This is a genomic window from Rhodococcus sp. T7 (assembly GCF_009872365.1).
In the GTDB taxonomy this organism is placed as follows: Bacteria; Actinomycetota; Actinomycetes; order Mycobacteriales; family Mycobacteriaceae; genus Rhodococcus_F.
Map to the genome: position 1 here is coordinate 13,467 of NZ_WXYH01000348.1, position 22,994 is coordinate 36,460.

The 22,994-nt window shown below is 65.2% G+C and carries 20 protein-coding genes and 2 pseudogenes; 15 read left to right on the forward strand and 7 right to left on the reverse strand.

Translation table 11 applies throughout. The annotated features are described in order from the left end of the window. The first annotated feature begins 57 nt into the window (after positions 1-57). From MLGJGCBP_RS33950 to MLGJGCBP_RS33985, 8 genes are all read left to right on the forward strand, one after another. The gene (locus tag MLGJGCBP_RS33950; protein WP_160101244.1) at positions 58-1,701 is read left to right on the forward strand and encodes a GMC oxidoreductase; all 1,644 of its coding nucleotides are present in this window, start codon (positions 58-60) and stop codon (positions 1,699-1,701) included. Further along, a complete protein-coding gene (locus MLGJGCBP_RS33955; protein WP_160101246.1) occupies positions 1,698-2,144 on the forward strand; it encodes a hypothetical protein in 447 nt (148 codons plus the stop codon). Before MLGJGCBP_RS33950 ends, MLGJGCBP_RS33955 begins: the two co-directional genes overlap by 4 nt. Further along, complete coding sequence (locus MLGJGCBP_RS33960; protein WP_160101248.1) at positions 2,144-3,754, forward strand: AMP-binding protein; 1,611 nt, start codon at positions 2,144-2,146, stop codon at positions 3,752-3,754. The genes MLGJGCBP_RS33955 and MLGJGCBP_RS33960 overlap by 1 nt, the downstream gene beginning before the upstream one ends. Before the next feature lie 4 nt (positions 3,755-3,758). Continuing rightward, positions 3,759-5,330, forward strand: a complete 1,572-nt coding sequence (locus MLGJGCBP_RS33965; protein ID WP_160101250.1) for an acyl-CoA carboxylase subunit beta — start codon at positions 3,759-3,761, stop codon at positions 5,328-5,330. Beyond that, positions 5,312-5,581 carry a biotin/lipoyl-binding carrier protein gene (locus MLGJGCBP_RS33970; protein ID WP_236581526.1) on the forward strand — a complete coding sequence of 90 codons (270 nt, stop codon included), beginning with the start codon at positions 5,312-5,314 and terminating at the stop codon, positions 5,579-5,581. Before MLGJGCBP_RS33965 ends, MLGJGCBP_RS33970 begins: the two co-directional genes overlap by 19 nt. Continuing rightward, positions 5,581-6,981 (forward strand): acetyl-CoA carboxylase biotin carboxylase subunit, encoded by a 1,401-nt coding sequence (locus MLGJGCBP_RS33975; protein WP_160101252.1) that lies wholly within the window; start codon positions 5,581-5,583, stop codon positions 6,979-6,981. The genes MLGJGCBP_RS33970 and MLGJGCBP_RS33975 overlap by 1 nt, the downstream gene beginning before the upstream one ends. Further along, positions 6,959-7,936 (forward strand): NAD(P)H-dependent flavin oxidoreductase, encoded by a 978-nt coding sequence (locus MLGJGCBP_RS33980; protein ID WP_160101254.1) that lies wholly within the window; start codon positions 6,959-6,961, stop codon positions 7,934-7,936. The genes MLGJGCBP_RS33975 and MLGJGCBP_RS33980 overlap by 23 nt, the downstream gene beginning before the upstream one ends. 168 nt (positions 7,937-8,104) lie before the next feature. Further along, positions 8,105-11,368: a protein kinase domain-containing protein gene (locus MLGJGCBP_RS33985; protein WP_160101256.1), complete on the forward strand. Its 3,264-nt coding sequence runs from the start codon at positions 8,105-8,107 to the stop codon at positions 11,366-11,368. Between the two features lie 36 nt (positions 11,369-11,404). Here MLGJGCBP_RS33985 and MLGJGCBP_RS33990 read toward each other — a convergent pair whose 3' ends face one another. The 4 genes from MLGJGCBP_RS33990 to MLGJGCBP_RS34005 form a co-directional block, all read right to left on the reverse strand. Next, a complete protein-coding gene (locus MLGJGCBP_RS33990; RefSeq protein WP_160101258.1) occupies positions 11,405-12,193 on the reverse strand; it encodes an enoyl-CoA hydratase/isomerase family protein in 789 nt (262 codons plus the stop codon). A gap of 144 nt (positions 12,194-12,337) precedes the next feature. Continuing rightward, the gene (locus MLGJGCBP_RS33995) at positions 12,338-13,015 is read right to left on the reverse strand and encodes a DUF1345 domain-containing protein (protein WP_236581527.1); all 678 of its coding nucleotides are present in this window, start codon (positions 13,013-13,015) and stop codon (positions 12,338-12,340) included. Positions 13,016-13,079: 64 nt separating this feature from the next. Beyond that, on the reverse strand, positions 13,080-13,646 hold the full coding sequence (locus tag MLGJGCBP_RS34000) for a peptide deformylase (RefSeq protein WP_160101260.1): 567 nt from the start codon (positions 13,644-13,646) through the stop codon (positions 13,080-13,082). Positions 13,647-13,693: 47 nt separating this feature from the next. Beyond that, a complete protein-coding gene (locus MLGJGCBP_RS34005; protein WP_160101262.1) occupies positions 13,694-14,632 on the reverse strand; it encodes an AraC family transcriptional regulator in 939 nt (312 codons plus the stop codon). Positions 14,633-14,860: 228 nt separating this feature from the next. On the opposite strand from MLGJGCBP_RS34005, the gene MLGJGCBP_RS34010 reads away from it, so the two are divergent. The 6 genes and pseudogenes from MLGJGCBP_RS34010 to MLGJGCBP_RS54425 form a co-directional block, all read left to right on the forward strand. Continuing rightward, positions 14,861-15,445: a flavin reductase family protein gene (locus MLGJGCBP_RS34010; RefSeq protein WP_160101264.1), complete on the forward strand. Its 585-nt coding sequence runs from the start codon at positions 14,861-14,863 to the stop codon at positions 15,443-15,445. 26 nt (positions 15,446-15,471) lie between these two features. Then, a pseudogene (locus MLGJGCBP_RS34015) lies at positions 15,472-17,081 on the forward strand (4-hydroxyphenylacetate 3-hydroxylase family protein). A gap of 54 nt (positions 17,082-17,135) precedes the next feature. Then, entirely contained in the window at positions 17,136-17,525 is a 390-nt protein-coding gene (locus tag MLGJGCBP_RS34020) for a 2Fe-2S iron-sulfur cluster-binding protein (RefSeq protein WP_160101266.1), read from the forward strand. Between the two features lie 46 nt (positions 17,526-17,571). After that, positions 17,572-18,486 (forward strand): catechol 2,3-dioxygenase, encoded by a 915-nt coding sequence (locus tag MLGJGCBP_RS34025; protein WP_087561495.1) that lies wholly within the window; start codon positions 17,572-17,574, stop codon positions 18,484-18,486. A gap of 68 nt (positions 18,487-18,554) precedes the next feature. Continuing rightward, positions 18,555-19,388 carry an alpha/beta fold hydrolase gene (locus MLGJGCBP_RS34030; RefSeq protein ID WP_160101268.1) on the forward strand — a complete coding sequence of 278 codons (834 nt, stop codon included), beginning with the start codon at positions 18,555-18,557 and terminating at the stop codon, positions 19,386-19,388. A 48-nt stretch (positions 19,389-19,436) separates the two neighbouring features. Continuing rightward, a pseudogene (locus tag MLGJGCBP_RS54425) lies at positions 19,437-19,778 on the forward strand (MBL fold metallo-hydrolase); the annotation flags it as partial. A gap of 254 nt (positions 19,779-20,032) precedes the next feature. Here MLGJGCBP_RS54425 and MLGJGCBP_RS52230 read toward each other — a convergent pair. Next, the gene (locus tag MLGJGCBP_RS52230; RefSeq protein WP_236581528.1) at positions 20,033-20,290 is read right to left on the reverse strand and encodes a hypothetical protein; all 258 of its coding nucleotides are present in this window, start codon (positions 20,288-20,290) and stop codon (positions 20,033-20,035) included. A gap of 107 nt (positions 20,291-20,397) precedes the next feature. Here MLGJGCBP_RS52230 and MLGJGCBP_RS52235 point away from each other — a divergent pair, with 107 nt between their 5' ends. Continuing rightward, positions 20,398-20,595, forward strand: coding sequence for a hypothetical protein (locus MLGJGCBP_RS52235; protein WP_236581529.1), 198 nt, complete (start codon positions 20,398-20,400; stop codon positions 20,593-20,595). A gap of 218 nt (positions 20,596-20,813) precedes the next feature. On the opposite strand, the gene MLGJGCBP_RS34040 is transcribed toward MLGJGCBP_RS52235, so the two are convergent. Both MLGJGCBP_RS34040 and MLGJGCBP_RS34045 read right to left on the reverse strand, forming a co-directional pair. Then, positions 20,814-22,193 carry a flavin monoamine oxidase family protein gene (locus tag MLGJGCBP_RS34040; protein WP_160101272.1) on the reverse strand — a complete coding sequence of 460 codons (1,380 nt, stop codon included), beginning with the start codon at positions 22,191-22,193 and terminating at the stop codon, positions 20,814-20,816. Positions 22,194-22,320: 127 nt separating this feature from the next. Further along, positions 22,321-22,959 (reverse strand): TetR/AcrR family transcriptional regulator, encoded by a 639-nt coding sequence (locus MLGJGCBP_RS34045; RefSeq protein ID WP_087561499.1) that lies wholly within the window; start codon positions 22,957-22,959, stop codon positions 22,321-22,323. Positions 22,960-22,994 lie beyond the last annotated feature (35 nt).

Genomic DNA, 22,994 nt, shown 5'->3' on the forward strand with positions numbered 1-22,994 from the left:
CGCGAAGGCCCCGGCGCATCCAGCCCAATCCACCGTCTACACGGAGAAGACATTGACATGAGTAACTCTGCCTCGGCTCGTCATCAGGCACCCGACGATCTGGACGCGCTGGTCATCGGTGCCGGTCCCTCGGGAGTAGTCGCCGCGCGCGTTATGGCAGAAAGCGGCTATCGCGTCCGAGTGTTGGAACAGGGCGACTGGCCCGATGTGGCCGATTATCCCAGCACCAAGCTCGAGCGCGAGCTCATCCAGGCCGGCCCCTGGAACCCGAATCCGAACGTCCGGCGTGGGCCCAGCGACTATCCGGTCAACGACAGCGATTCCGACATCCATACCTTCATGTTCAACGGAGTCGGCGGCAGTACGGTCATGTTCGGTGCCGAATGGCCGCGAATGATCCCCTCGGACTTCCGCGTGAAGTCCCTGGATGGTGTGGCCGGGGACTGGCCTCTCACCTACGAGGATTTGCAGCCGTACTACGAGATGATCGACGAGATGCTCGGCGTGTCGGGTCTCGGGGGCAATACGGCGTATCCACCGGGCGCGGCGCCGCCACAACCCGCACTGCCGATCGGCCGAATCGGCCAGATCGCGGCCCGTGGCATGAACAAGCTCGGATATCAGTGGTGGCCCGGTACCCACGCGATCTTGTCGCAGGCCGACGGCAGCCGCCCGGCGTGTTCGCGGTGGGCGACGTGTGTGGCCGGGTGCCCCGAGGGCGCCAAGTCGTCGTTCGACGTCTCGATGTGGCCCGCCGCGCTTGCCGCCGGGGTGCAATTGACCACCGGGGCGCGGGTACGTGAGATCACGGTGTCACCGCAGGGCCTGGCCACGGGGGCGACGTGGATCGATCGTGACGGTGCAGAGCATCACACGTCGGCGCCACTGGTCGTGGTCTGCGCGAACGGTGTCGGGACACCCCGACTGCTGCAGCTCTCCACGTCGTCGCGCTTCCCCGACGGGCTGGCGAATTCTTCGGGCTACGTCGGGCACAACCTGATGATGCATCCGACCGCGACAGTGCTCGGTTGCTACGAGGACGACCTGCAGAGTTGGCTGGGGCCGATCGGTCAGCCGATCTGGTCGATGCAGTTCGCCGAGACCGACATCACCCGCGGGTTCCGGCGCGGCTCCAAGTGGACGATCGCGGGTATCCCGGGGCCGGCCGAGCTGATCCAGCGCATCTACAGCCTGCCGTTGTCGGAACGCAGCGGTATGACAGGTCAGGAGTTCGCCGAACGGTTCACCGGCCGGGCGTTCGAGTGGGTGGCACAGATCGAGGACCTTCCCGAATTCGACAACACCGTGACACTCGACCCGGACCTCGTCGACAGCGACGGCATACCCGCGCCGAAGCTTCGCTACAAGATGTCCGAGGAGAGCGCTCGTGCGCTGGACTGGCATATCGACCGGCTGACCGAGGTCCACCTCGAATCGGGTGCGGTCTTCACCCACCGCGTCGATTACATGCCGGAGGTGGGCTGGCATCTGCTCGGCACCGCGCGGTGCGGCGACGACCCGGCGACATCGGTGGTGAACGGGTACGGGCAGTCCCATGACGTCCCCAATCTGTACATCTTCGACGGCAGCGTGTTCGCGACGTCATCGGCGGTGAACCCGACTTCGACGATCGCCGCCTTCGCGCTGCGCGGAGCCGAGCATCTGGTCGAGAACGCAGCCGAGCAAAGGATTCCGCTATGACGACACCATTGACGACATCACCACTCACCGATCAGGAACGCGCAGGTGCCGACCGGCTCGCCGACTTGTGGTTTCCCGGTACCGCCCGATCGCCGCGGATGACCGAACTCCCCGACTACCTTCCGCTGCTCGGTCGCGGTCTGGCCGCGAACGATGAACTGGCGTCGGCATTCCGGGAGATCGCAGTGCTGGCGTCTCAGGCGCCGGAGGTGACGGCCGAGACCGTGGCGACATGGCCGCAGGACGTCGTCGAGGGCGCATTCATGCTGCTCCTGTGTACGTACTACATGTCGAGAGACGTCAGAACCGCAATCGGATACCCGGGACAGGATCGAGTTCCGGTGGCGAATGCGGACCCGGATCAACGTGTCACCGACGAGTTGCTGGCCCCGGTCATCGCGCGCGGCGCAACGTACGTCCCGACTCCTGGAAGTGTCCGTTGATGGGCACCGGTCATCACCCGGCTCATGCGGCCGGCCACCCGGGCCCGGCGGTCGACTACCTCCGTCGCAGCCCGGTCGAAGTGCTCACGCGGTCCGAGGCAGTCTCGCCGTCCGCCGCACTGCTCATCACGGCGGACGGCACGGTCACCGTGGCGGAGTTCGCCACGCGGGCGCGGCAGTGTGCATCGGATCTGCTCACCCGGTTCGGGGTGCGCGCAGGTGATCGAGTCGCGATTGTCGGCCGCAACTCTGTGCACCGCTTGACCTGGCAATACGGGTTGTACTGGATCGGAGCGGTCGAAGTATCGGTGAATTTCGAGCTGAAGGGCTCGATGCTCCACCACATCTTGACCGACAGTGATCCGATGCTCATCCTCACCGACGAGGAGTTTCGGGACGAAGTCTCCGCGCACTCGACCGGTGTACCGATTCATGAAGCCACCGATCCGCTCACACCGGCTGACAGTGTCGATCGCGCGGAACTCGATCGTGTCGAGGCGAGCCTGCCGGGTGACCTGCTGGCCACCATTCTGTACACGTCGGGCACGACGGGTCCGTCGAAGGGAGTGATGCTGCCGCTGGGCTATTTCGCCAACCACGCGCAGAGCATCCGCCGGATGACCGGATTGAACGCCGGCGACATCGGGTACTTCGCGTTGCCCTTCTTCCACGTCGACGCGCATATCGTGTTCCCTGCCGTCGTGGAATCCGAAGCAGCGCTGTTCATCCCACCCAGGTTCAGCGTCCGCAAGTTCTGGCCCGACGTCCGGTCGTACGGGTGCAATTGGACGATCGCGGTCGGCGCGATGCTGGCGGCGGTGGCGACGGTCGAGCCCCCGCCGCTCGAGGAGATCCCGTTGACGCGGGTCTTCGGAGCGCCGATACCGCCGGAGGTGTACGAGTTCTATGAAGACCGTCTGGGCATCCCCGTGCTCAGCATGTACGGCCAGACCGAGGCCGACGGCGTCACGCACGAGACCCTCGACGTTCACCGGCGCGGCAGCGCAGGCGTCGCCTGCGAAGCGTTCGAGGTGACGATTCTCGCACCGGACGGCCGCCGATTGCCTCCCGGTGAGACAGGGGAGATCTGCCACCGCCCACTGTTCCCCAATATGACACTGTCGGGCTATTGGCGACGGCCGGACGCGACGGTGAAGGCATGGCGGGACCTGTGGCACCACACCGGTGACCTGGGATTCCTCGACGAGGACGGCTACCTGTTCTTCAAGGGCAGGATGACCGACTCGCTCCGCAGGCGCGGCGAGAACATCTCGGCCTACGAACTGGAAGCTGTCCTTCGGCAGGCACCCGGTATCGCCGATGTCGCCGCGATCGGTGTGGTGGACCAATTGGGTGGAGAGGACGAGATCAAGGCGCTCGTCGCATGTGAGGACGGCGCGGCATTCGATGTGTCGGGCTTCTTCGACCACTGCGAACAGCGGCTGCCGCGATACGCGGTACCGCGATTCGTCGAACAGGTCGACGCAACCGTATTCGTGCGCAGCCCGGGGACCGGCGTGATCCAAAAGCATCGCCTCTCCACGGCTGTCAGCGGCGTCGGAATATTCGACAGGCTGGGCGAGAGTTCAGCCACAACAGGCGGGAAGTGACCCAATGAGCGGATTCAACTGGGAGGGAGCGCTGGCCGAGCTGAAGCGTCGCCGCGAGATGTCGCGCGAGCTGGGCGGCAAGCGCCGAATCGATCGGCAACACGAGCAGGGCCGCCTCACGATCCGGGAGCGGATCGAGCATGCTGCCACCGAGTTCTACGAAGTCGGCGAGTACACGGCATTCGAGGAGCACTCGGCGACCGGCGAAGTGGTGGGGAAGATCCCGTCCAGTTATGTCTGTGGGCTGGCGCAATTCGGCGGCCGCACGGTGTCGCTGGGTGGTGAGGACTTCACGGTTCGAGCCGGCGCTCCCCAGACGTACCTCGACCGCATGAAGGGCGGAATGGGCGGTTTCGTCGAGGACCTCGCACACGAACTCCGGATTCCGCTGGTGTTGTTCATGGAGGGCATCGGCGGCGACATCGCCGCGCAGGCCGACAAGGGGCACTCGTACCTGGTGTCGTCCCTGAGTTGGCGGAGATCCTTCGAGCTGCTCGCCGAGGTGCCGGTGATGACCATGGTCAGCGGCACCTCGGCGGGAGGCACCGCGGGACGTACCGTGCTGAGTCACTTCAGCGTCATGACCCGCGACTCGGCGATGTTCGCAGGCGGGCCCCCACTGGTGAAACGCGCACTCGGCAAGGACCTCAGCAAGTCCGAGCTGGGCGGGTCGGCCGTGCACACCGGCATCTCCGGCGGTATCGACAACCTCGCCGAGGACGAAGCCGACGCCATCGCGCAGATGCAGAAGTTCCTGAGCTACATGCCGCAGAACGTCTGGGAACTGCCTCCCCGCGGAGACCGCTCCGATCCGGTCACCCGACGCGCCGACGAACTGCTCACGATCATCCCGGAGAACCGGCGGCGGCCGTACAAGGCACAGAAGATGATCGAGGCCATCGTCGACCGGGAATCATTCTTCGAGGTCGGCGGAGGCTGGGGCAAGGGCATCGTCACCGGCTACGCGCGGATGGACGGTACCCCCGTCGGCATCATCTCCAGCAATCCGATGCACCTGGGCGGTGCCCTGGATGCCGCGGCAGCGGAGAAGCAGATCCGTTTCGTGGACATCTGCTCGACCTTCCACCTCCCCGTCATCTACTTCGTCGACGTGCCGGGGTTCATGGTCGGACCCGACGCAGAACGCGGCAGTGTGGTCCGCTGGGGCATGCGAGCGATCCAGTCGCTGGTCGAAGCCGAGGTCCCCGTCGTCACGATTCAGGTGCGCAAGGCGTACGGAATGGCGGTGTCGGCGACCGCGCAGACCGACGGGCTCTGCCTTCGATTGGCATGGCCGAGCGCCGAGTGGGGTGACCTTCCGGTGGAAGGCGGTGTCGAAGCGGCGTACTCCCGCGAGATCGCCGCTGCGGAGAATCCCGAAGAGTACCGCAGGATCGTGGAAGACAAGATGTACGCACTGTCGGACCCGTGGGCCACAGTCGAAGCATTCGGCGTCGAGAACATGATCGATCCGCGGGAAACCCGCGAAATCGTGTGTGCGTTCGTCGAGGCGTCCCGCGGCCTCCTCGAATCCAAGCGCGGGCCGCAACGCCGCCAGTGGACGATTCGTCCGTAGACGTCAGAGAACAGGAAAATGCCGTGAACCAGATCAATGCCGAAATGTCCGCTTCCGTGTGGAAGATCGAGATGGCCGTGGGTGACAGCGTCGCCGCCGGCGATTGCATCATGATCCTCGAATCCATGAAGATGGAGATTCCGGTCGAGGCAGAGGGCCCTGGAATCATCGAAAGTCTCTCTGTCGCCGAGGGAGACGCGATCGAAGCAGGACAGCTTCTCGTCGAGATCGCCGAGAGTCGGGTGGGCTGATGTTCGACAAAGTGCTGGTCGCGAACCGCGGCGAGATTGCCGTGCGGGTCTTCCGCACGCTTTCCCGCATGGGCATCAAGACCGTTGCCGTCTACTCCGACGTGGATGCCGGCGCCCTGCATGTGCGGGTGGCCGACGAGGCGGTCAACATAGGGCCGGCCCCCGCGAACCAGAGTTACCTGCGAGGAGAGGTGATCATCGAGGCGGCGAAGGCCGCTGGCGCCGGAGCGATTCACCCGGGATACGGGTTCCTCTCGGAATCAGCCGATTTCGCCCGCGCAGTGGAGAAGGCCGGTCTCGTCTTCATCGGCCCCTCTGCCGACGCCATCGACAAGATGGGGTCGAAGATCGCTGCACGCCAGGTGATGTCGGATGCCGGTGTGCCGATCGTGCCGGGCACGACCGAGGAAGTCCGCACACTCGAGCGCGCCCGGGAAGTGGCCGTCGAGATCGGCTATCCGGTTGCGGTCAAGGCCGCAGGCGGCGGTGGTGGAAAGGGCTTCCGCGTCGCACTCCGGCCCGAAGATCTGGCGCAGGCATTCGACGGGGCGAAAGGGGAAGGCGAACGGTTCTTCGGAAATTCGACCGTCTACCTCGAGAGGTACCTGGAGAATCCCCGCCACATCGAGATTCAGGTTCTGGCGGACCTGCACGGGAATGTCGTTCACCTCTTCGAGCGTGACTGCTCGGTGCAACGTCGCCACCAGAAGCTCGTGGAGGAATCACCTGCGCCCGCAGTCGGTCCCGAGATGCGACAGCGGATCGGCGACATCGCGGTGCAAGCCGCGAAGGCAGTCGGCTACTCGTCCGCAGGAACCGTGGAAGGCCTGCTGGCAGGTGACGAGTACTTTTTCCTCGAGATGAATACCCGAATTCAGGTCGAGCACGGTGTCACCGAGATGGTCACGGGCACGGATCTGATCGAGGAACAGGTGCGCATCGCGGCAGGAGAGCCGTTGCGTCTCAGTCAGGACGGCGTGAAGCTGACCGGTCACGCCATCGAGTGCCGCATCAACGCCGAAGATGCCTCCCGGGGGTTCCTTCCGAATCCGGGTTCGCTCACGACGTACGATGAGCCGACCGGTCATCACATCCGGGTCGACAGCGGTGTGACCGAGGGCAGTGTCGTCGAGCGGTACTACGATCCGATGATCGCGAAAGTGATTGTATGGGGCGAAGATCGCGCCGAGGCGACCGAGCGAATGCTTGCCGCCCTGGACGACTTCGCCATCGAGGGCGTGAAGACGCTGCTTCCATTCCATCGTGCCCTGCTCGAAACGGCGCAGTGGCGGGACGGCGAGACGTGCAGCGATCTCGTAGCCGACAGGGAATGGCTCGAAACCTTGCAATCGACGCAACAGAGCGGAGACGCCCCACATGTTCAACACTCCATTCACTGAGGCCTTCGGCATCGAACATCCCATTGTCTGTGGCGGAATGACGGGCGTCGGTACGGCCGAACTCATCGCCGCCGTCGCCAACGCGGGTGCACTCGGGTTCCTCACCGCGCTCACCCAACCGTCACCGGACGCGCTCGCCGCCGAGATCGTACGCACACGTGAACTCACCGACAAACCGTTCGGCGTCAACCTGACCATCCTCCCGACGATCAACCCCGTTCCGTACGAGGACTACCGTCAGGCGATCATCGACGGGGGAGTGAAGATCGTCGAGACCGCCGGCAGCAACCCGGCACCGCATCTCCCGTCCTTCAAGGCCGCGGGAATCAAGGTCATCCACAAAGCTGTCGCGGTCCGGCATGCAGTGAAGGCGGAAAGCCTCGGCGTCGACGCGGTCAGCATCGACGGGTTCGAGTGCGCAGGTCATCCGGGTGAGGAAGACGTACCGGGGTTGGTACTCATTCCCGCAGCCGCTCGCAAGCTGCGCATTCCGATCATCGCCTCGGGCGGCATCGCGACCGGTGCCGGACTCGTGGCTGCCCTGGCCCTGGGAGCCTCGGCTGTCAACATGGGGACACGTTTCATGGCGTCGTCGGAGGCGCCGATCCACGCCAACATCAAGCAACAGATCGTCGCCAACGACGAGCGTTCGACGCAGATCATCTTCCGAGAGTTCCGAAACTCGGCCAGGGTTGCCCGTAACGCGGTCTCCGAGGAAATCGTCGAGATCTCCCGCCGCCCCGGTGCCACGTTCGCGGACATCGCACACCTGGCGTCAGGGCAGCGCGGTCGCACCGAGGCCCTGGCGAAGGGTGACGTCGACGGTGGGCTGTGGTGGGCGAGCCTCGCCCAGGGCTTGATCGACGACGTCGCAAGCTGCGAAGAAATCGTGGGCGCCATCATCTCGGATGCGGAACGTCTGATCACCAAGCAATTGCCTGCGCAGGTGAAGTAGAGTTCGCGACCGGCACGCTACCGACCTCCCGTAAACCAACCGGTCCGGATGCTTCCGCCTCGTCAATCGCCCCCGCCGGTACCGCTCGTCGGCGATATCCTGAGGAGACGTTCTCGGGAGGTAAGTGGTGCTGAACCAGCGAAACGGCTCGGATGAACCGGCCTAGCCGTGGCCGATGACGATCCGTTCGAGACCCAACGCGATGTGAACCCGACGGCCACCGCGCAGTTGAGTGCGGACGGATTCGACGACGCTCAGGAGATCGGGCGCGGAGGGTTCGGCGCCGTCTACCGGTGTACGCAAGCCACGCTCGACCGGACCGTCGCAGTCAAGGTTCTGACCACGGATCTTGCGAAGGAGAACCGGGAACGATTCTTCCGGGAACAGCGCGCGATGGGGCGTCTGACCGGCCACCCGAACATCGTCACGGTGCTCCAGGTCGGCATCATGAGTAGCGGCCAGCCATTTCTCGTGATGCCGTACCACCCGGAGGGCTCCCTGGATACTCGTATCCGACGGCACGGCCCCATCTCGGTGGAGGAGGTGCTGCACCTCGGGGTCAAGCTCGCTGGTGCACTCGAGACCGCACACCGGCACGGCATCGTCCACCGTGACGTCAAACCCGCAAACGTCCTTCTCACCGAATACGGTGAGCCGGCGCTCACGGACTTCGGGATCGCCCACATGTCCGGGGGGTTCGAAACCGCGACGGGCATCGTCACGGGTTCGCCCGCGTTCACCGCACCCGAGGTCCTCGGCGGCGCGGCCGCGAGCCCGGCCTCGGATATCTACGGGCTGGGTGCGACCCTGTTCTGTGCGGTCACCGGGCACGCCGCGTTCGAGCGGCGCAGCGGTGAACATTTGATCGCCCAGTTCGTCCGCATCACCACCGAGCCGGCACCGGATCTTCGGGAGCAGGGGATCGCGGACGACATCACCACCGTGATCGAGCAGGCGATGGCGGGCCGGCCAGAGGACCGCCCATCCTCTGCCGCCGCATTCGGTGAGAGTCTGCGCGACGTCCAGCTCCGTCGTGGACTGCCCGTCGACATCATGGCCCTGCACGCGTCACCGGACACGCCCGCACCGGACTCGCCGGACACTCCACGGCGAACATCCCTCGGTCCCTCCGCTCATCGGACGGGAAATCTCCCTCTGGAGTTGACCAGCTTCGTCGGACGCAGGCACGAACTCACCGAGGCGAAAAGTCTACTGGCATCGTCGCGGCTGCTGACGTTGACCGGAATAGGCGGAGTCGGGAAGACCCGTCTGGCGATACGGCTTGCAACCGCAATGCAGCGCGAATTCGCCGACGGGGCATGGCTTGTCGAACTCGGGGAGGTACGTGACCCGTCTCTGGTGATCGACGTTGTGGCCACCACGCTCGGCCTGCGGGACCAGACGGCTCGGTCGCTACGTGAAGTCCTGCTGGACTTCCTCTCTTCGCGGGAACTCCTGCTGATAATGGACAATTGCGAGCAAGTGGTCGATGCCGTGGCCGACCTGACGACGACCCTGCTGCAACAGAGCCCGGGCCTGCGTGTTGTCGCGACCAGCCGGGAGCCCCTGACGATCGGCGGGGAAGTGACGCTGCGCGTACCGCCGCTGACGGTCCCCGACCCGGATCGCGAGCCGTCACTCCAGGGTCTGCCACGCTACGACGCCGTGTCGCTGTTCGCGGAACGTGCCACCACCGCGGTACCGGCCTTTGTCCTGACCGAGGCCAACAAGACGGCGGTGACCCGAATCTGCCGCCGGCTGGACGGGCTACCGCTCCCGATCGAACTGGCGGCGGCGCGGTTGCGGGCGATGTCACCCGAGCAGATCCTGCAACGGCTGAGCGACCGTTACGCGTTACTGACGCGCGGAAGCCGCGGGGCACCATCGCGCCAGCAGACGCTGAGGCTGTGCCTCGATTGGAGCTACGAACTCTGCACCGCGCGAGAGCAACGGGCATGGGAACAGCTGTCGGTATTCGCGGGAAGTTTCGAACTGGATGCGGCAGAACAGGTATGCGAAGCAGACAGCGACGCACAGGACCTCCTGGACGCGGTCGCATCACTCGTCGACAAGTCGATCCTGACCCGGGAGGACCAGGGTGTGACGGTGCGCTACCGGCTGCTCGAGACGCTCCGCGACTACGGCCGGGAGAAGGCTCAGCAGATCGGCGACTATTCGAACCTGCGCCGTCGGCACCGGGATTGGTATCGCCAGTTGGCCCGCACCGCCGAAACCGAGTTCATCGGTCCCCGGCAGATCGAATGGCTCTCCCGGTTCAGTCGCGAACAGCCGAATTTGCGGGATGCCATGGAATTCTGTCTGGCCGAGGGCGACGTCGAGGGAGGTTTGCAGATCGCAACCGCCGCGTCCCTGCTCTGGAGTACCCGCGGTCTGCTCAGCGAGACCCGGCGATGGCTCGACCGATTCCTCTCGTCACCGAATCTGCCGCCGACGCTCGTGACGGTCAAAGCGCTCTACGCCGACTGCCTGATGGCCGAACAGCAACGGGACCATGAGCGAGGTGCTGCCCTCGTCGAGCAGGCGCACGGCCTGGCCGACCACGTCCCCGATCCCGTCGCACACGCCGTCGTCGACCACGCGGACGGCATCTTCGGACTTTTCAACGGTGATCTCGTGCGCGCGTCCTCCGGTTTCGAGCGGGCACTGACCGTGCTTCGAGACGCGCAGCGCGAGCTTGTCGTACACGTCGAGGCGCTCACGTTGCTCGGTCTGACCTACGAGCTGCTCGACGACGATCCCCGCCGGGCGGTCGAATGCTACGAGGAAGCCCTCTCGATCACCGATCGTCACGGCGAATCCGTGTATCGGGCCTACGTCCTGTGGGTCATGGCGGTTGCACAGTGGCGGCAGGGCGAACGGCGTCGTGCAACCGAGTTGCTCGAGGAGGGGTTGCGGCTCAGCCGACTCGTCGACGATCCGGTCAATTGCGCGAACAGCCTCGAGGCTCTCGCCTGGATTGCGGGAGGCACTGATCCCAAGCGCGCCGGCATTTTGATGGGAGCCGCCGAAGCCATCGGTCACGCCGTGGGAAGCACTTCGGTTTTCGTCCCCGACCTGCTCGTTCATCACGACGAGTGCGAACGGGCCGTCCGCCGAATGCTCACCGAGAAGGGCTACCAGGACGCACAGCAACAAGGCCGGAAGATGGATCTCGACTCCGCCGTCTCGTACGCGCTCGGTGAACGGCCCCAGAAGGAGTCCACACCCTCCGGATCGGTGAAACTGACGAAGCGTGAACGACAGGTCGCCGAGCTGATCGCCGAGGGGCTGACCAACAAGGCCATCGCCGCCCGGCTCGTGATCTCACAACGCACCGCGCAGGGGCATGTCGAACACATACTCACCAAACTCGGATTCACCTCGCGGGCCCAGGTCGCGGCCTGGGTCGTGGAGGAGCGGCAACCGACGTGATTTCTACCTCGTTGTGCGCGAGCTCATTCGACGGTGTCAGTTGACGCTTCGGAAGTCGGGCTTGCGCTTGGCGACGAAGGCGTCGACGCCTTCCCGTCCTGTCCTGCTGTTCGCGGCGGCGGCGATCCCGTCCCGTTCAGCGTCGAGTTGTTCGTGCAGGGGCGCGTCGGACGACTGGGCCAGTAGCCGTCTCATCGACGCGTAGGTGGCGCGGGGACCGTCGACGAAACTACGGGCGACGCGTAGGGCCTCGCTGCGGATTTCGTCGTCGGGGACGGTGCGGCTGAGAAGTCCGAGGCGGACCGCCTCCTCGGCGTCGATCACGGTGTCGGTGAGCAGGATCTCCCGGGCGCGGCCGGCCCCGACGATGCGGGGCAGCAACCAGGTGATGCCGCCGTCGGGGCTGAGCCCGACGCGGGGATAGGCGGACCGCATGGTCGTCGACGGGCCGCCGATCGCGATGTCGGCCGAGCACACCAGGCTCATGCCTGCGCCGGCCGCCCAGCCCTGCACGGCCGCGACCACGGGGACGGGGCTCGCGGCGAGGGCGCGCACGAAATCGTGTAACCCGTCGGCCATCTCGTGGAGGTAGGCGCCGCGGTCGTCAGCCTCGGAGAAGTTCTGGAGGTTGCCGCCCGCGCAGAAGTTCGGGCCCGACCCGGTCAGGAGAACGGCGCCCACATCGGTGCCGAGTGCGCGCAGGGCCTCGGTGCAGGCGCCGATCAGGACTGCGTCCATCGCGGTGCCCGCGGCGGCGCTGGCGACGGTCAGTTGCAGGACCCCGTCGACGAGTTCGACGGCGTCGATCAATTCGAAGCTACGCATGGACTGAATTCCTGTCGTTTCACGGATGCGGTGAGCGTCCCAATGCTGCGCCGTCTGCCCGGGAGCGATCTACGCAAACACTCACCACATCGGCCCGAAGGTCAGTGCACAGTGCACCATAGGGTGCTTCGCGAGCGGGGTGACTCAGGCGCCGGCGAGGACGGACACGACCGTCGCGACTGTCACCGTGTTGAAGACGAACGCGATCACTGCGTTCACCGCAACCGTCCGGCGCATGGCATCGGACGTCACGTCGACGTCGGTCGTCCCGAAGGTGGTCATCACCGAGACGGCGAAGTAGACGTAACTGGCCCACCTGGGCGACGGGCCGGGAAAATTCAGCCCCTGGCCCTGCTCGACGACGTTGTCCGCGTAGAAGGTGATCGCGAACGACACCAGCACACAGGTCCAGGAAACGACAACCAGGACGACGGCGATGCCGATCCGGAGCAGGTCCGGCAATGCGCCGCCGCCGTGGCCCGGCAGCCACACCACCGCGACCGCGAGTGCGATCGCCGCCATGAAGAGGGACACCCCCGGCCCGGGAGCACCGCCCAGGACATAGCGCTGCAGCAACGTCCCTCGGCTCTCACGTTCTGCCCACTGCTGCACTATCGCGTCCGGCGCCAGGGAGAACGCCGCGACCGTGACCACGAGATATGTCACGAGATAGACCAGGATCACGATAACGCTCGCGTCGGTGATGCCGATCGACGACAGTCCCCGGGAGCCGAGAAGTATCGCCGCCGCAACGACAGCCACGAGCGCGCTGAAGCCGGCGCGGCGGCGCTCGGAGAGCCACCTCCCAACGGATGCGGGCAAGATGCGGGCCCTCCGATCGTCGTATCTGGCGGTGAGTTCCCAGTCTTCTGGATTGCCCGGTGGTTCACCAGCCGAATGGGTTACGGTCCGCGCCGGGCAACCAGGTGTTGCCCGGCTCGGACCAGCCACGCTGCTTGATCATCTTGCGGGCGGCGCGATGGTTGCGGCCGATCAAGCGATCGAGGTACAGATGCCCGGCCAGGTGATCCGTTTCGTGTTGCAGGCAGCGGGCGAGGTAGCCGAGGCCTTCGAACGAGACGGGCTCACCCGCGCTGTCGACGCCGGTCACCCGCGCCCACTCCGCCCGGCCCGTGGGAAAACGCTCGCCGGGAACCGACAGACATCCCTCGAGGTCGTCGGGATCGGGCATCGTCTCCGGCAGTGGAGCTGTTTCGAGCATCGGGTTGACGACATGACCGCGGTGCCGCCGGCCGTCGTCGATCAGGTCGAACACGAAGATCGCTCTCGGATCGCCGACCTGGTTGGCTGCGAGCCCTGCTCCGTGAGCTGCGGTGTTGGTCTCGTAGAGGTCGTCGACGAAGGAGCGGAGATCGTCGTCGAACACGGTTACCGGGACTGCCGGTGTGGTGAGTCTGGAATCGCCGGCGATGAGGATCGGTCGAATAGCCACGCAAAGCAGAGTACTCGAGTCCCAGATCAAGCCGGGATCGCCAGTTCTCAGCGCGTGAGGGTGTGTGACGGGGGTACACCGTATTTGCGCCGGTACTCCGCCGCGAAGCGCCCCGGATGGGTGAATCCCCACCGAAGGATGACGTCGAGAACCGTTGTCGGCGGAACGGATACGGCCAGGTCGGCGTGTGCGCGTTCCATTCGGGCATCGTGCAGATACGCGAAAGGCGTCACGCCGACGTACTCCCGGAATGCCTGCTGGAGTCTCCGCACGCTGACCCCGGCAATTTCAGCCATGTCCCCGGGCGTCCAAGCCCGTGCCGGATCGTCGTGGATGGCTGCGATCACCCGCTTCACGACGCGGGGTCGGTACACGCTCCTGCCGGGGTCCTCGTCCGGCACGGCGGCCAGAACGAACCCGGTGGTGACGGCCGCGGACAGCTGGATGCGCATCAAGTCGTTGTGCAGCAGGCCGTCGTCGGACGCCACCAGATCGTAGGTAGACCGCAGGAACTTCAGCCAACTCCGGCCGGCGTCCCCGCGAAGATCGAGTTGCAGGGGGAGACTGCGCCCCGGTCGGTCGAGGATCCTGTCCATCTCGCGCTGCAGATAGTGTTCGTCGATTTTGAATCCGATCAATCGACACGACGGATTCCAGTGTGGAATGAGAGTGCGGACACCCGGGGGGCACGCGGTCGCCTGCCCGACTTCGGACGCCACCTCGGTGCGCTCGATCACCGTCTCCAGTCGACCGCTGACCGGGATGTTGATGCCGTATGCACCCGGATGCTCCGACTTGAGGGCGACCTCCGCGCCGAGTGCCATGTGAGTGATGCGGCACGCGCCCAGGTCGATGCTGCCGATCGACGCCTCCGCAGCGGCTCCGGCCGTCAACGGCTCGAGCGTGTGGGGGAAGTATGCGTCGGCCACCGCTTCGTGGAGGTGATGCCAATCCTCGAAGCGGGGGCTGCTGTCCGGGGTATCCACGAAAGTCGTCCCATCCTCTCCAGGCGTCCGACAGGGACACCAAGATCTTGCCCCCTTGGTGATTTATATCACTAATATGCTCACGGCTCGATGCCGCGAAATTCGCGTTGCGTCGTGTGGACAGCCCCTTCGCTGAGTGGATCGACGGCTTGTGACCGTGGTCATACCTTGGTTTCACAACCCCGACGTCAAGTCGACTCGGGAGACGAGAAGCGAAGGGGCCACGCAATGGATACGCGCAAGCTACGTGACATTTTCGGGCAGTTCGCCAGTGGAGTCACCGTCATCACATGCAGGAATGCGGACGGTGAACCCCACGGTGCGACGGTAACGGCATTTACGTCGGTCTCGCTCGAACCCGCACTGTGCCAGGTGACGCTCACCCGTAAGTCGAAGGCGTGCCAATACCTCGGCGACGAACCCTTCGCCGTGAACATTCTCGGTGAAGCTCAAGTCGATACCGCGATGCACTTCGCCGGACGCCAGCAGGTGCCGGGCCCGGTGTGGACCGACGGCCCGACCGCGCCGCTGCTCGGCGGATCGGCGGCCACGATCTCCTGCACCCCGTGGGCGCAGTACGACGGCGGTGACCACATCATCTTCATCGGCGAGATCGTCGACATCACGACAACTGATCAGCAACCGTTGCTGTTCTACCGCAGCAAGTTTCACCGACTCGGCATGCTCGATGCGGCAAGTGCGTGGGCGGGATGCCTGGACGATCCACACAACGGATGGTTCGACGCGACGACATCCTTCGCGCCTCTTCACCACCGGGCAGTGCAATCCGCCCGATCGACCGTCAGCCTCTGAAAATCCGCATTACCGAAGGGAACACCATGACCACCACAGTCCCCACCGTCCCCACCGACCCCACACAGGTCAACCCGGCCGCGAACGCCGCAGCCAACCAACCCCAGATCTACGCCACCAAGCCCATGACCGGCGACGAGTACATCGAGTCGATCAGCGACGACCGCGAGATCTGGTTGCACGGGGAACGGGTGAAGGACCACACGAATCACCCGGCGTTCCGCAACTCGGTTCGGATGATCGCCCGCCTCTACGACGGGATGCACACGGGTGAGCACGTCGACGCCCTGACGACACCTACCGACACCGGCAGCGGTGGCGTGACGATGCCCTTCTTCCGCACTGCCAAGTCCACCGAGGACGTGCTCGCCGATCGAGATGCGATCGCGACCTGGGCGCGCATGACGTACGGCTGGATGGGCCGCAGCCCGACTACAAGGCGTCGTTCCTCGGCACGCTGAACGCGAACAAGGAACTGTATTCGCCGTTCCAGGACAACGCCGAGCGCTGGTACAAGGAATCGCAGGAGAAGGTCCTGTACTGGAACCACGCGATCATCAACCCGCCCGTCGACCGCCAGTTGCCGCCGGACGAGGTCGGTGACGTGTTCATGAAGGTGGAGAAGGAAACCGACGCCGGCCTCGTCGTCTCCGGCGCGAAGGTCGTCGCCACCGGGTCGGCGATCACCAACTACAACTTCATCGCCCACTACGGTCTGCCGATCAAGAAGAAGGAATTCGCTCTCATCTGCACCGTGCCGATGGGCGCGCCCGGCGTCAAGCTGATCTCCCGAACGTCCTACGCGCAGAACGCCGCGATCGTCGGCAGCCCGTTCGACTACCCGCTCTCGTCCCGGATGGACGAGAACGACGCCATCCTCGTCTTCGACAAGGTCCTGGTGCCGTGGGAGAACGTCTTCATGTACGGCGCCGTCGACAAGATCAACACCTTCTTCCCGCAGTCCGGGTTCCTGCCCCGCGCCATGCTGCAGGGCTGCACCCGCCTCGCCGTGAAGCTCGACTTCATCGCCGGTTTGCTGCTCAAGGCCCTCGACTGCACGGGCGCCGGCGGTTTCCGCGGCGTGCAGACCCGCGTCGGTGAGGTCATCGGATGGCGAAACCTGTTCTGGTCACTCACCGAATCCATGGCACGTGACCCCGAACAGTGGATCGGTGACACGGTCATCCCCAAGCTCGAATACGGACTGACGTTCCGGATGTTCATGATCCAGGGTTACCCGCGGATCAAGGAGATCATCGAGCAGGACGTCGCGTCCGGCCTGATCTACCTGCCCTCCTCCGCCGAGGACTTCAAGTCCCCCGAAGTTCGCCCGTTCCTCGACAAGTACGTGCGCGGCTCCGACGGGATCACCGCGGTCGAACGCGTGAAGGTGATGAAGGCGCTGTGGGATTCGATCGGCTCCGAGTTCGGTGGCCGCCACGAACTGTACGAGCGCAACTACTCCGGCAACCACGAGAACGTCAAGGCCGAACTGCTGTTCGGTGCGCAGGCGACCGGGGTGGTGTCGGGGATGAAGGGCTTGGCCGAGCAGTTCATGAGTGAATACGACCTCGACGGTTGGACCGTTCCCGACCTGATCGGCAACGACGACGTGTCCGTCTTCGGCCGCAAGTAGCCCCCGGACGAGTGCCGGCTCGCTACGGGGACCGGCGGCAGCTCAGGAGGACCAATGGGTGACACCCCCGACGCTCGCGCCACCGAGGTACCCCGGCCGAATGGTGAGTTTCAGGTCACCGTGTTTCCGGACGGGATACGCATCAGCGTGCGAGCCGACGAGACGATCGTCGATGCGTTGCGCCGTCAGGGCTACCGGTCCCGGTACAAATGCCGACGCGGCGGTTGCGGAGCCTGCAGAGCCGCGCTCGTCGACGGGACCGTCACCTACCGCACACCGGTGAGCGAAACCGTCGTCGACGGACCCGACGGCGAGCCCGGGCAGCAGAAGTGCCTACCCTGCAGGGCATTTCCGCAATCAGACGTGACCATAGAACTCGGCGAACGGGACCGCCTCGTCGACGTCCTCGCAGGATTTGGGCGGTCCCGGGAGCGCACCACCTGACCCGTGGCCGCGAACCAATTCAACCCACATCGAAGGAAGTACCGCCATGTCCGTGTTGCGACTGGGCTATGTCCACATCAACGTCACCGACCTCACCGAGGCCAAGAACCACTACATCAACACCCTCGGAATGGACGCCGTCCACGAAGAGGACGGCACCGTCTACCTCAAGTCCTGGGACGAGGCCGACCATCACTCGGTCGTCCTCAGCGAAGGCGGCGTCGGTCTGACCAAACTCGGCTACAAGGTTTCCGACGCGGATTCTCTCGCCGAGATCGAGACCCGGGTCCGGGCGTTCGGCGCGACGTGTGAGCGGATGAGCAAGGGCGACAACCAGTCCGTCGGCGACGGACTGCGCGTGACCCTGCCGTCCGAACACATCCTCGAGCTCTACAGCGACATCGAGTACGTCGGCACCGCAACAGGATTGTGGAACCCGGACCCGTGGCCTCGCGGCGGGACCCGCGGCATCGGCGTACCCCGCCTCGACCACACCCTCATCACCACCGAAGACCCCGCACTCCTGGAACGGTTCTTCTCCGAAGCCCTCGACTTCCAGGCCGCCGAACGCCTCGTCGGAGGCGAAGACAACACCGAACTCGTCGGATCCTGGATGTTCTGCGGCGAACAACCCCACGACATCGCCTTCGTTCAAGGCGAAAACGGCAAACTGCACCACTTCGCGTACCACATCGCCGACTGGTCGGCCCTGCTGCACGCCGGCGACGTCTTCTCGATGGACGACGTTCCCATCGACTTCGGACCTGCCCGTCACGGAATCACCCGCGGCGAGACGATCTACTTCTTCGATCCCTCCGGCAACCGCAACGAAGTGTTCTCCGGCGGGTACCGCACCGGCAAGGACTTCCGAACCATCACCTGGACCATGGATCAGGCCGCCCGGGGCATCAACTTCACCCACCGGGAATTGGACCAGAACTTCCTCACCGTCGTCACGTAGACCGTTTGCCGGTTGTCGCCGGCGCACGTCCTCACCACCAGAACATCACCACCTTTGGAGTAGAACCGATGACCACGACAACCGAGCAGACACCCGAGATCGCGAAGACCATCGACGTCAACGGAATAGCCACCAACTATCACGACGTCGGCGAAGGCGCCCCGGTCGTCCTGATCCACGGCTCCGGCCCCGGCGTCACCGCCTGGGCCAACTGGCGAACGACCATCCCGGCCCTTTCGAGCCGATACCGGGTCATCGCACCGGACATCCTCGGATTCGGATACACCGAGCGCCCCGACGGCGTCGAGTACAACTCGGCCACCTGGACCGACCACCTCGTGGGCCTGCTCGATGCCCTCGGACTCGACAAGGTCTCCATCGTGGGCAACAGCTTCGGTGGATCACTCGCCCTGAACATCGCGACCACGTACCCCGAGCGAGTGGACCGCCTCGTCCTGATGGGCAGCGTCGGCGTCCCCTTCGACATCACTCCGGGCCTCGACGCGGTCTGGGGTTTCCAGCCGTCCCTCCCGGCCATGCGCAAACTCCTGGATGTGTTCGCCTACGACCGCACGCTGGTGAACGACGAACTCGCCGAACTGCGACTCGCGGCCGCCACCCGGTCCGGCGTGCAGGAAGCGTTCAGCGCCATGTTCCCGGCACCCCGGCAGCGAGGTGTCGACGAGATGGCCGTCGACGAGAACCTGATCTCGGCGCTGACGCACGAGACGCTCATCGTCCACGGGCGCGACGATCAGGTCATTCCCCTGTCCAACTCGCTGCGACTGCTCGAACTCATCGACCGCTCGCAGTTGCACGTGTTCGGACAGTGTGGTCACTGGGTCCAGATCGAGCACGCGACCCGCTTCAACAGTCTGATCGCCGACTTCCTGTCCGAATAGCGCACATTACGACCCGCCTTCGTCCCCCTCCCACAACTGAGGACACCGATGTGTATTTCCTGCTGTACCGAATCGGATGCCGGCCGCGAGCAGGCATCCGCGATCAGCCGAAGATCGATACTTGCCGGAATCGGTGCACTGGCGGCCGCCGCCGGAGTGACCGCGTGCGCGTCTCCATCGTCGACCCGGCCGCTCGAATCGGCCGCAGCCGCACCGGCGGCGGTACCGAATCCGGACGCCCACTTCGAGATCGTGTTGCTGGGCACGCAGGCCGGTCCGCCGATCGCGGCCGACCGCACCGGAATCTCGACAGCACTCGTAGTCGACGGCACCACCTACGTCGTCGACTGCGGTCGTGCATCCGCAACCCAATATCGGCGGGCGGGACTCCAATTCGCCACCTTGAGAAACATCTTCATCACCCACCTGCACGCCGATCACATCGCCGACTACTACAACTTCTTCATGCTCGGCGGCGGGACCATCCCCCAGATCGGCGACGGTGTGTCCGGACCTGTGGACGTGTACGGCCCCGGACCGGCCGGCGGACTGCCGCAGGCGTTCGGCGGGCGCACCGTTCCGGTGACGCACCCGGCCGATCCCACGCCCGGACTCGCGGAGCTCACGCGCAAGTGCACCGAGGCCTACGCATACAGCAACAACGTATTGATGCGTGATACCGGATTTCCGGACACCAGCACGATGCCGGTCGTGCACGAGATCGCCCTGCCCGAATTGGGGGCCGACTTCACCAACACCTGCCCACCGTGCGCACCGTTCACGGTGATGAGGGATGACCGAGTCCACGTGACGGCGACACTGGTGCCGCACGGCCCCGCATTTCCCTCCTTCGCGTACCGCTTCGACACGGAGTACGGCTCGGTGACGTTCTCGGGAGACACCACCGTCTCCGACAACCTCGTCGAACTGGCGCGTGGATCCGATGTGCTGATCCACGAGGCCGTGAACCTGCGAAGGCAGCGCCCTGACACCGGCGGCACGCGACCACATGCTGCAATCGCACGTCGAAGTGCAGCATGTGGGGGCGATCGCCGAGCGCGCGGGAGTGCCGAAGCTCGTGCTGTCCCACATCATCGACTTCGCACACGGCGTCGTCGACCCGCGCCAGTGGACCGAGTGGGCCGGTCGCGGCTATGCCGGAGAGGTCGTCGTCGGCAACGATCTCCAGAGAATCACCGTCCGCTGAGCCGGGCAGCAGCGGGGACTCACCGCGGATCGAGTGATCGGCTCAGACGGTACTTGGCCAGCGACAGCAACATTTTCGGCGATACTGGGAGCAGCCGAAGGCTCGCGATCGGCGATTTGCTCGGGCGAACGTCGAGATAGGAATACAACTGGTGGCGAATCGAAGCGCGTCGACGGGCCTCTGCGGCAGGGGTTTCGGTGCATTGGGGGTGGTGTCCATCAGCTATCGGTCCTCGTCTGCTGTGGGTCAGCGGTACTGCGCTGAAAGGTTTCTGCAACTTCGCGAGCGGCTCGCTCGCCTGATTCGATGGCCCCCTCGATGTATCCGGCGTGCTCGCTCGCCGTCTCGGTGCCGGCCCAGTGAATGTCGTCGATCGGATCCGAGGGCAATGGGAACACTCCCTGCGTGCTGCCCGCGGACGGCAGCGCCGAATATCCCCCGCCGGCGTGTTCGTCGAGGTGCCAAGATTTTTCGTGCCAGCTTGCCGGCTGCAGGATTGCGGATGATCCGACGGCAGTGGCGAGGGGCCCCAGGACGGCCTGCCTGCGGCCGGCTTCGTCGAGTCGATCGAGTTCTCGAGCATCCCGGCCGCCCACCAGCACACACAGGTGGCCGGGACCGCCGGGCGGGGAGGTATCGAAGACCGCGAAGCCGGGGCCATCGAGAAACATGAACTCGGCATCTGCGTTAGCGAGCCAGAACGGTTGCTCGTAGACCGCGACCGCCTTGTACACCGATCCCATGTACATGTCTTGCGCGAGGCGGCGCCGACCGGCCGGAAGGGGTGGCTCGAAGGCGATCTTGGCCGACACCGGCGGTGGCACCGACACGATCACCTTCGACGCTCGGATGTGAGCCGACGGGGTGCGGAGGACGACGCCGTGGCCGTCTCGGCCGATGGAGGTCACTCGATTGCTCGTGAGGACCCGAGGTCCGAGTTCGGCGGCGATCTTGTCGGTCAGGGTTCCTGCACCCTCGACGATCAGACCCTCCTGTGCGCCGCCGTTCGTCGACAACATCGTGGAAAGTCCGCCCTGGTAGTGAACTATTTTGGCCAACGCATCCATCGAGAGGCGGTCGAGATCTGCCGTCAACGACACCTCGACGAGTACTTCGAGGAGGCGGCGGGCTCTGACCGTCGGCACCTTGCGAAGCCACTCCTGCACGGTCGTCGAGTTCCATCGCGTCGGCGCTCCCCGTTTCGCCCGGATTTCCCAGGCCAACAGAACGGCAGTGGCCGTCAGCATCGACGGACTCACGGCTGAGATGGTGCGGGCGTCGCCGACGACGGTCGGCCGCCTCGGTGTGCGCATGGGGAACACGGTGGTCCCGAGTTCGGCGGCCAGCGCCGAGAATCGGTGGTGTCCGTGGCCGACCCACTGCCCACCCAGATCGAGCCGCGAGCCCAGGGCCGAGGTTTCAGCCATCATCCGGCCACCCGTTCGGTCCGCAGACTCGAGAACGAGCACGTCGATCCCCTGACGATGCAGCGCCCTGGCCGCGATCAGGCCCGACATGCCGGCGCCGGCCACAGCGACGGTGGTCTCGAGAGTGGTTGCCTGCTTGTCGTTCGGGCTGCCTGGTGTCTGTTGCGCCATTGGTCTCACTCCGGGTTGTCGATGATCCAGTGCCGCGGCCACGACCGCTTGTTTCTAAGTCGGACAGCCGTACGAATTAACTTAAGGTGATGCCCACCCGGACGCAACAGCATCCCGGATCCGAACCTCAGGCGGTCTCCGCGTTGAGCGGCTTCGTGCGCTCGACCGACTGGGGGTCGGCATAAAGGACGAGCATGTCCAGTGCATGGTTGAGATCGCGTCTGGCGCGGTCCAGATCGGGCTTTGCGATGTATTGCAAGATCAGCCCGTCGACCTGGGCAAGCGCGATGCGGCCGAGTGTGTCGAAGCCGACGGCGCACCGTTCCCCCGCCGCCTGCGCGGCCCGCTCGAAGAACTCGGTGACCAGCGCGCTGTAGCGCTCGTACTGCAACTGCGCCAGCCCCCCGTCGGAATCGCTCCGAAGCGAGTAGGTCATCAGCTCGTACTGCATGATCTGCAGCCCGACTCTGCTCGTGACCAGCTTGTTCCAGAAGCTGCCCACCCCGTGGCGCAGCGCATGTTCCAAGCCCTTGTCGACCTCGAGTTCGGCGCGGAGCGCATCGGAGATCTCGCGGATGACAGCCATGATGACGGCACGAAGCAGCTGATCCTTGCTGGGAAAGACGTAGTGCAGCGTGCCCAGGGGAATGCCGGCCCGCCCAGCGACGGCGCGAAGGGTGGTTCCGGGCACGCCCTTCTCGCTGAACTCCGTGATCGCCGCCGCGACGATCTGTTCCTCGCGCTCTGCCGCCTTGACGTAGGCCACCGCTTTCCTCCTCGATGTCGCCCGTCGGTTCGACA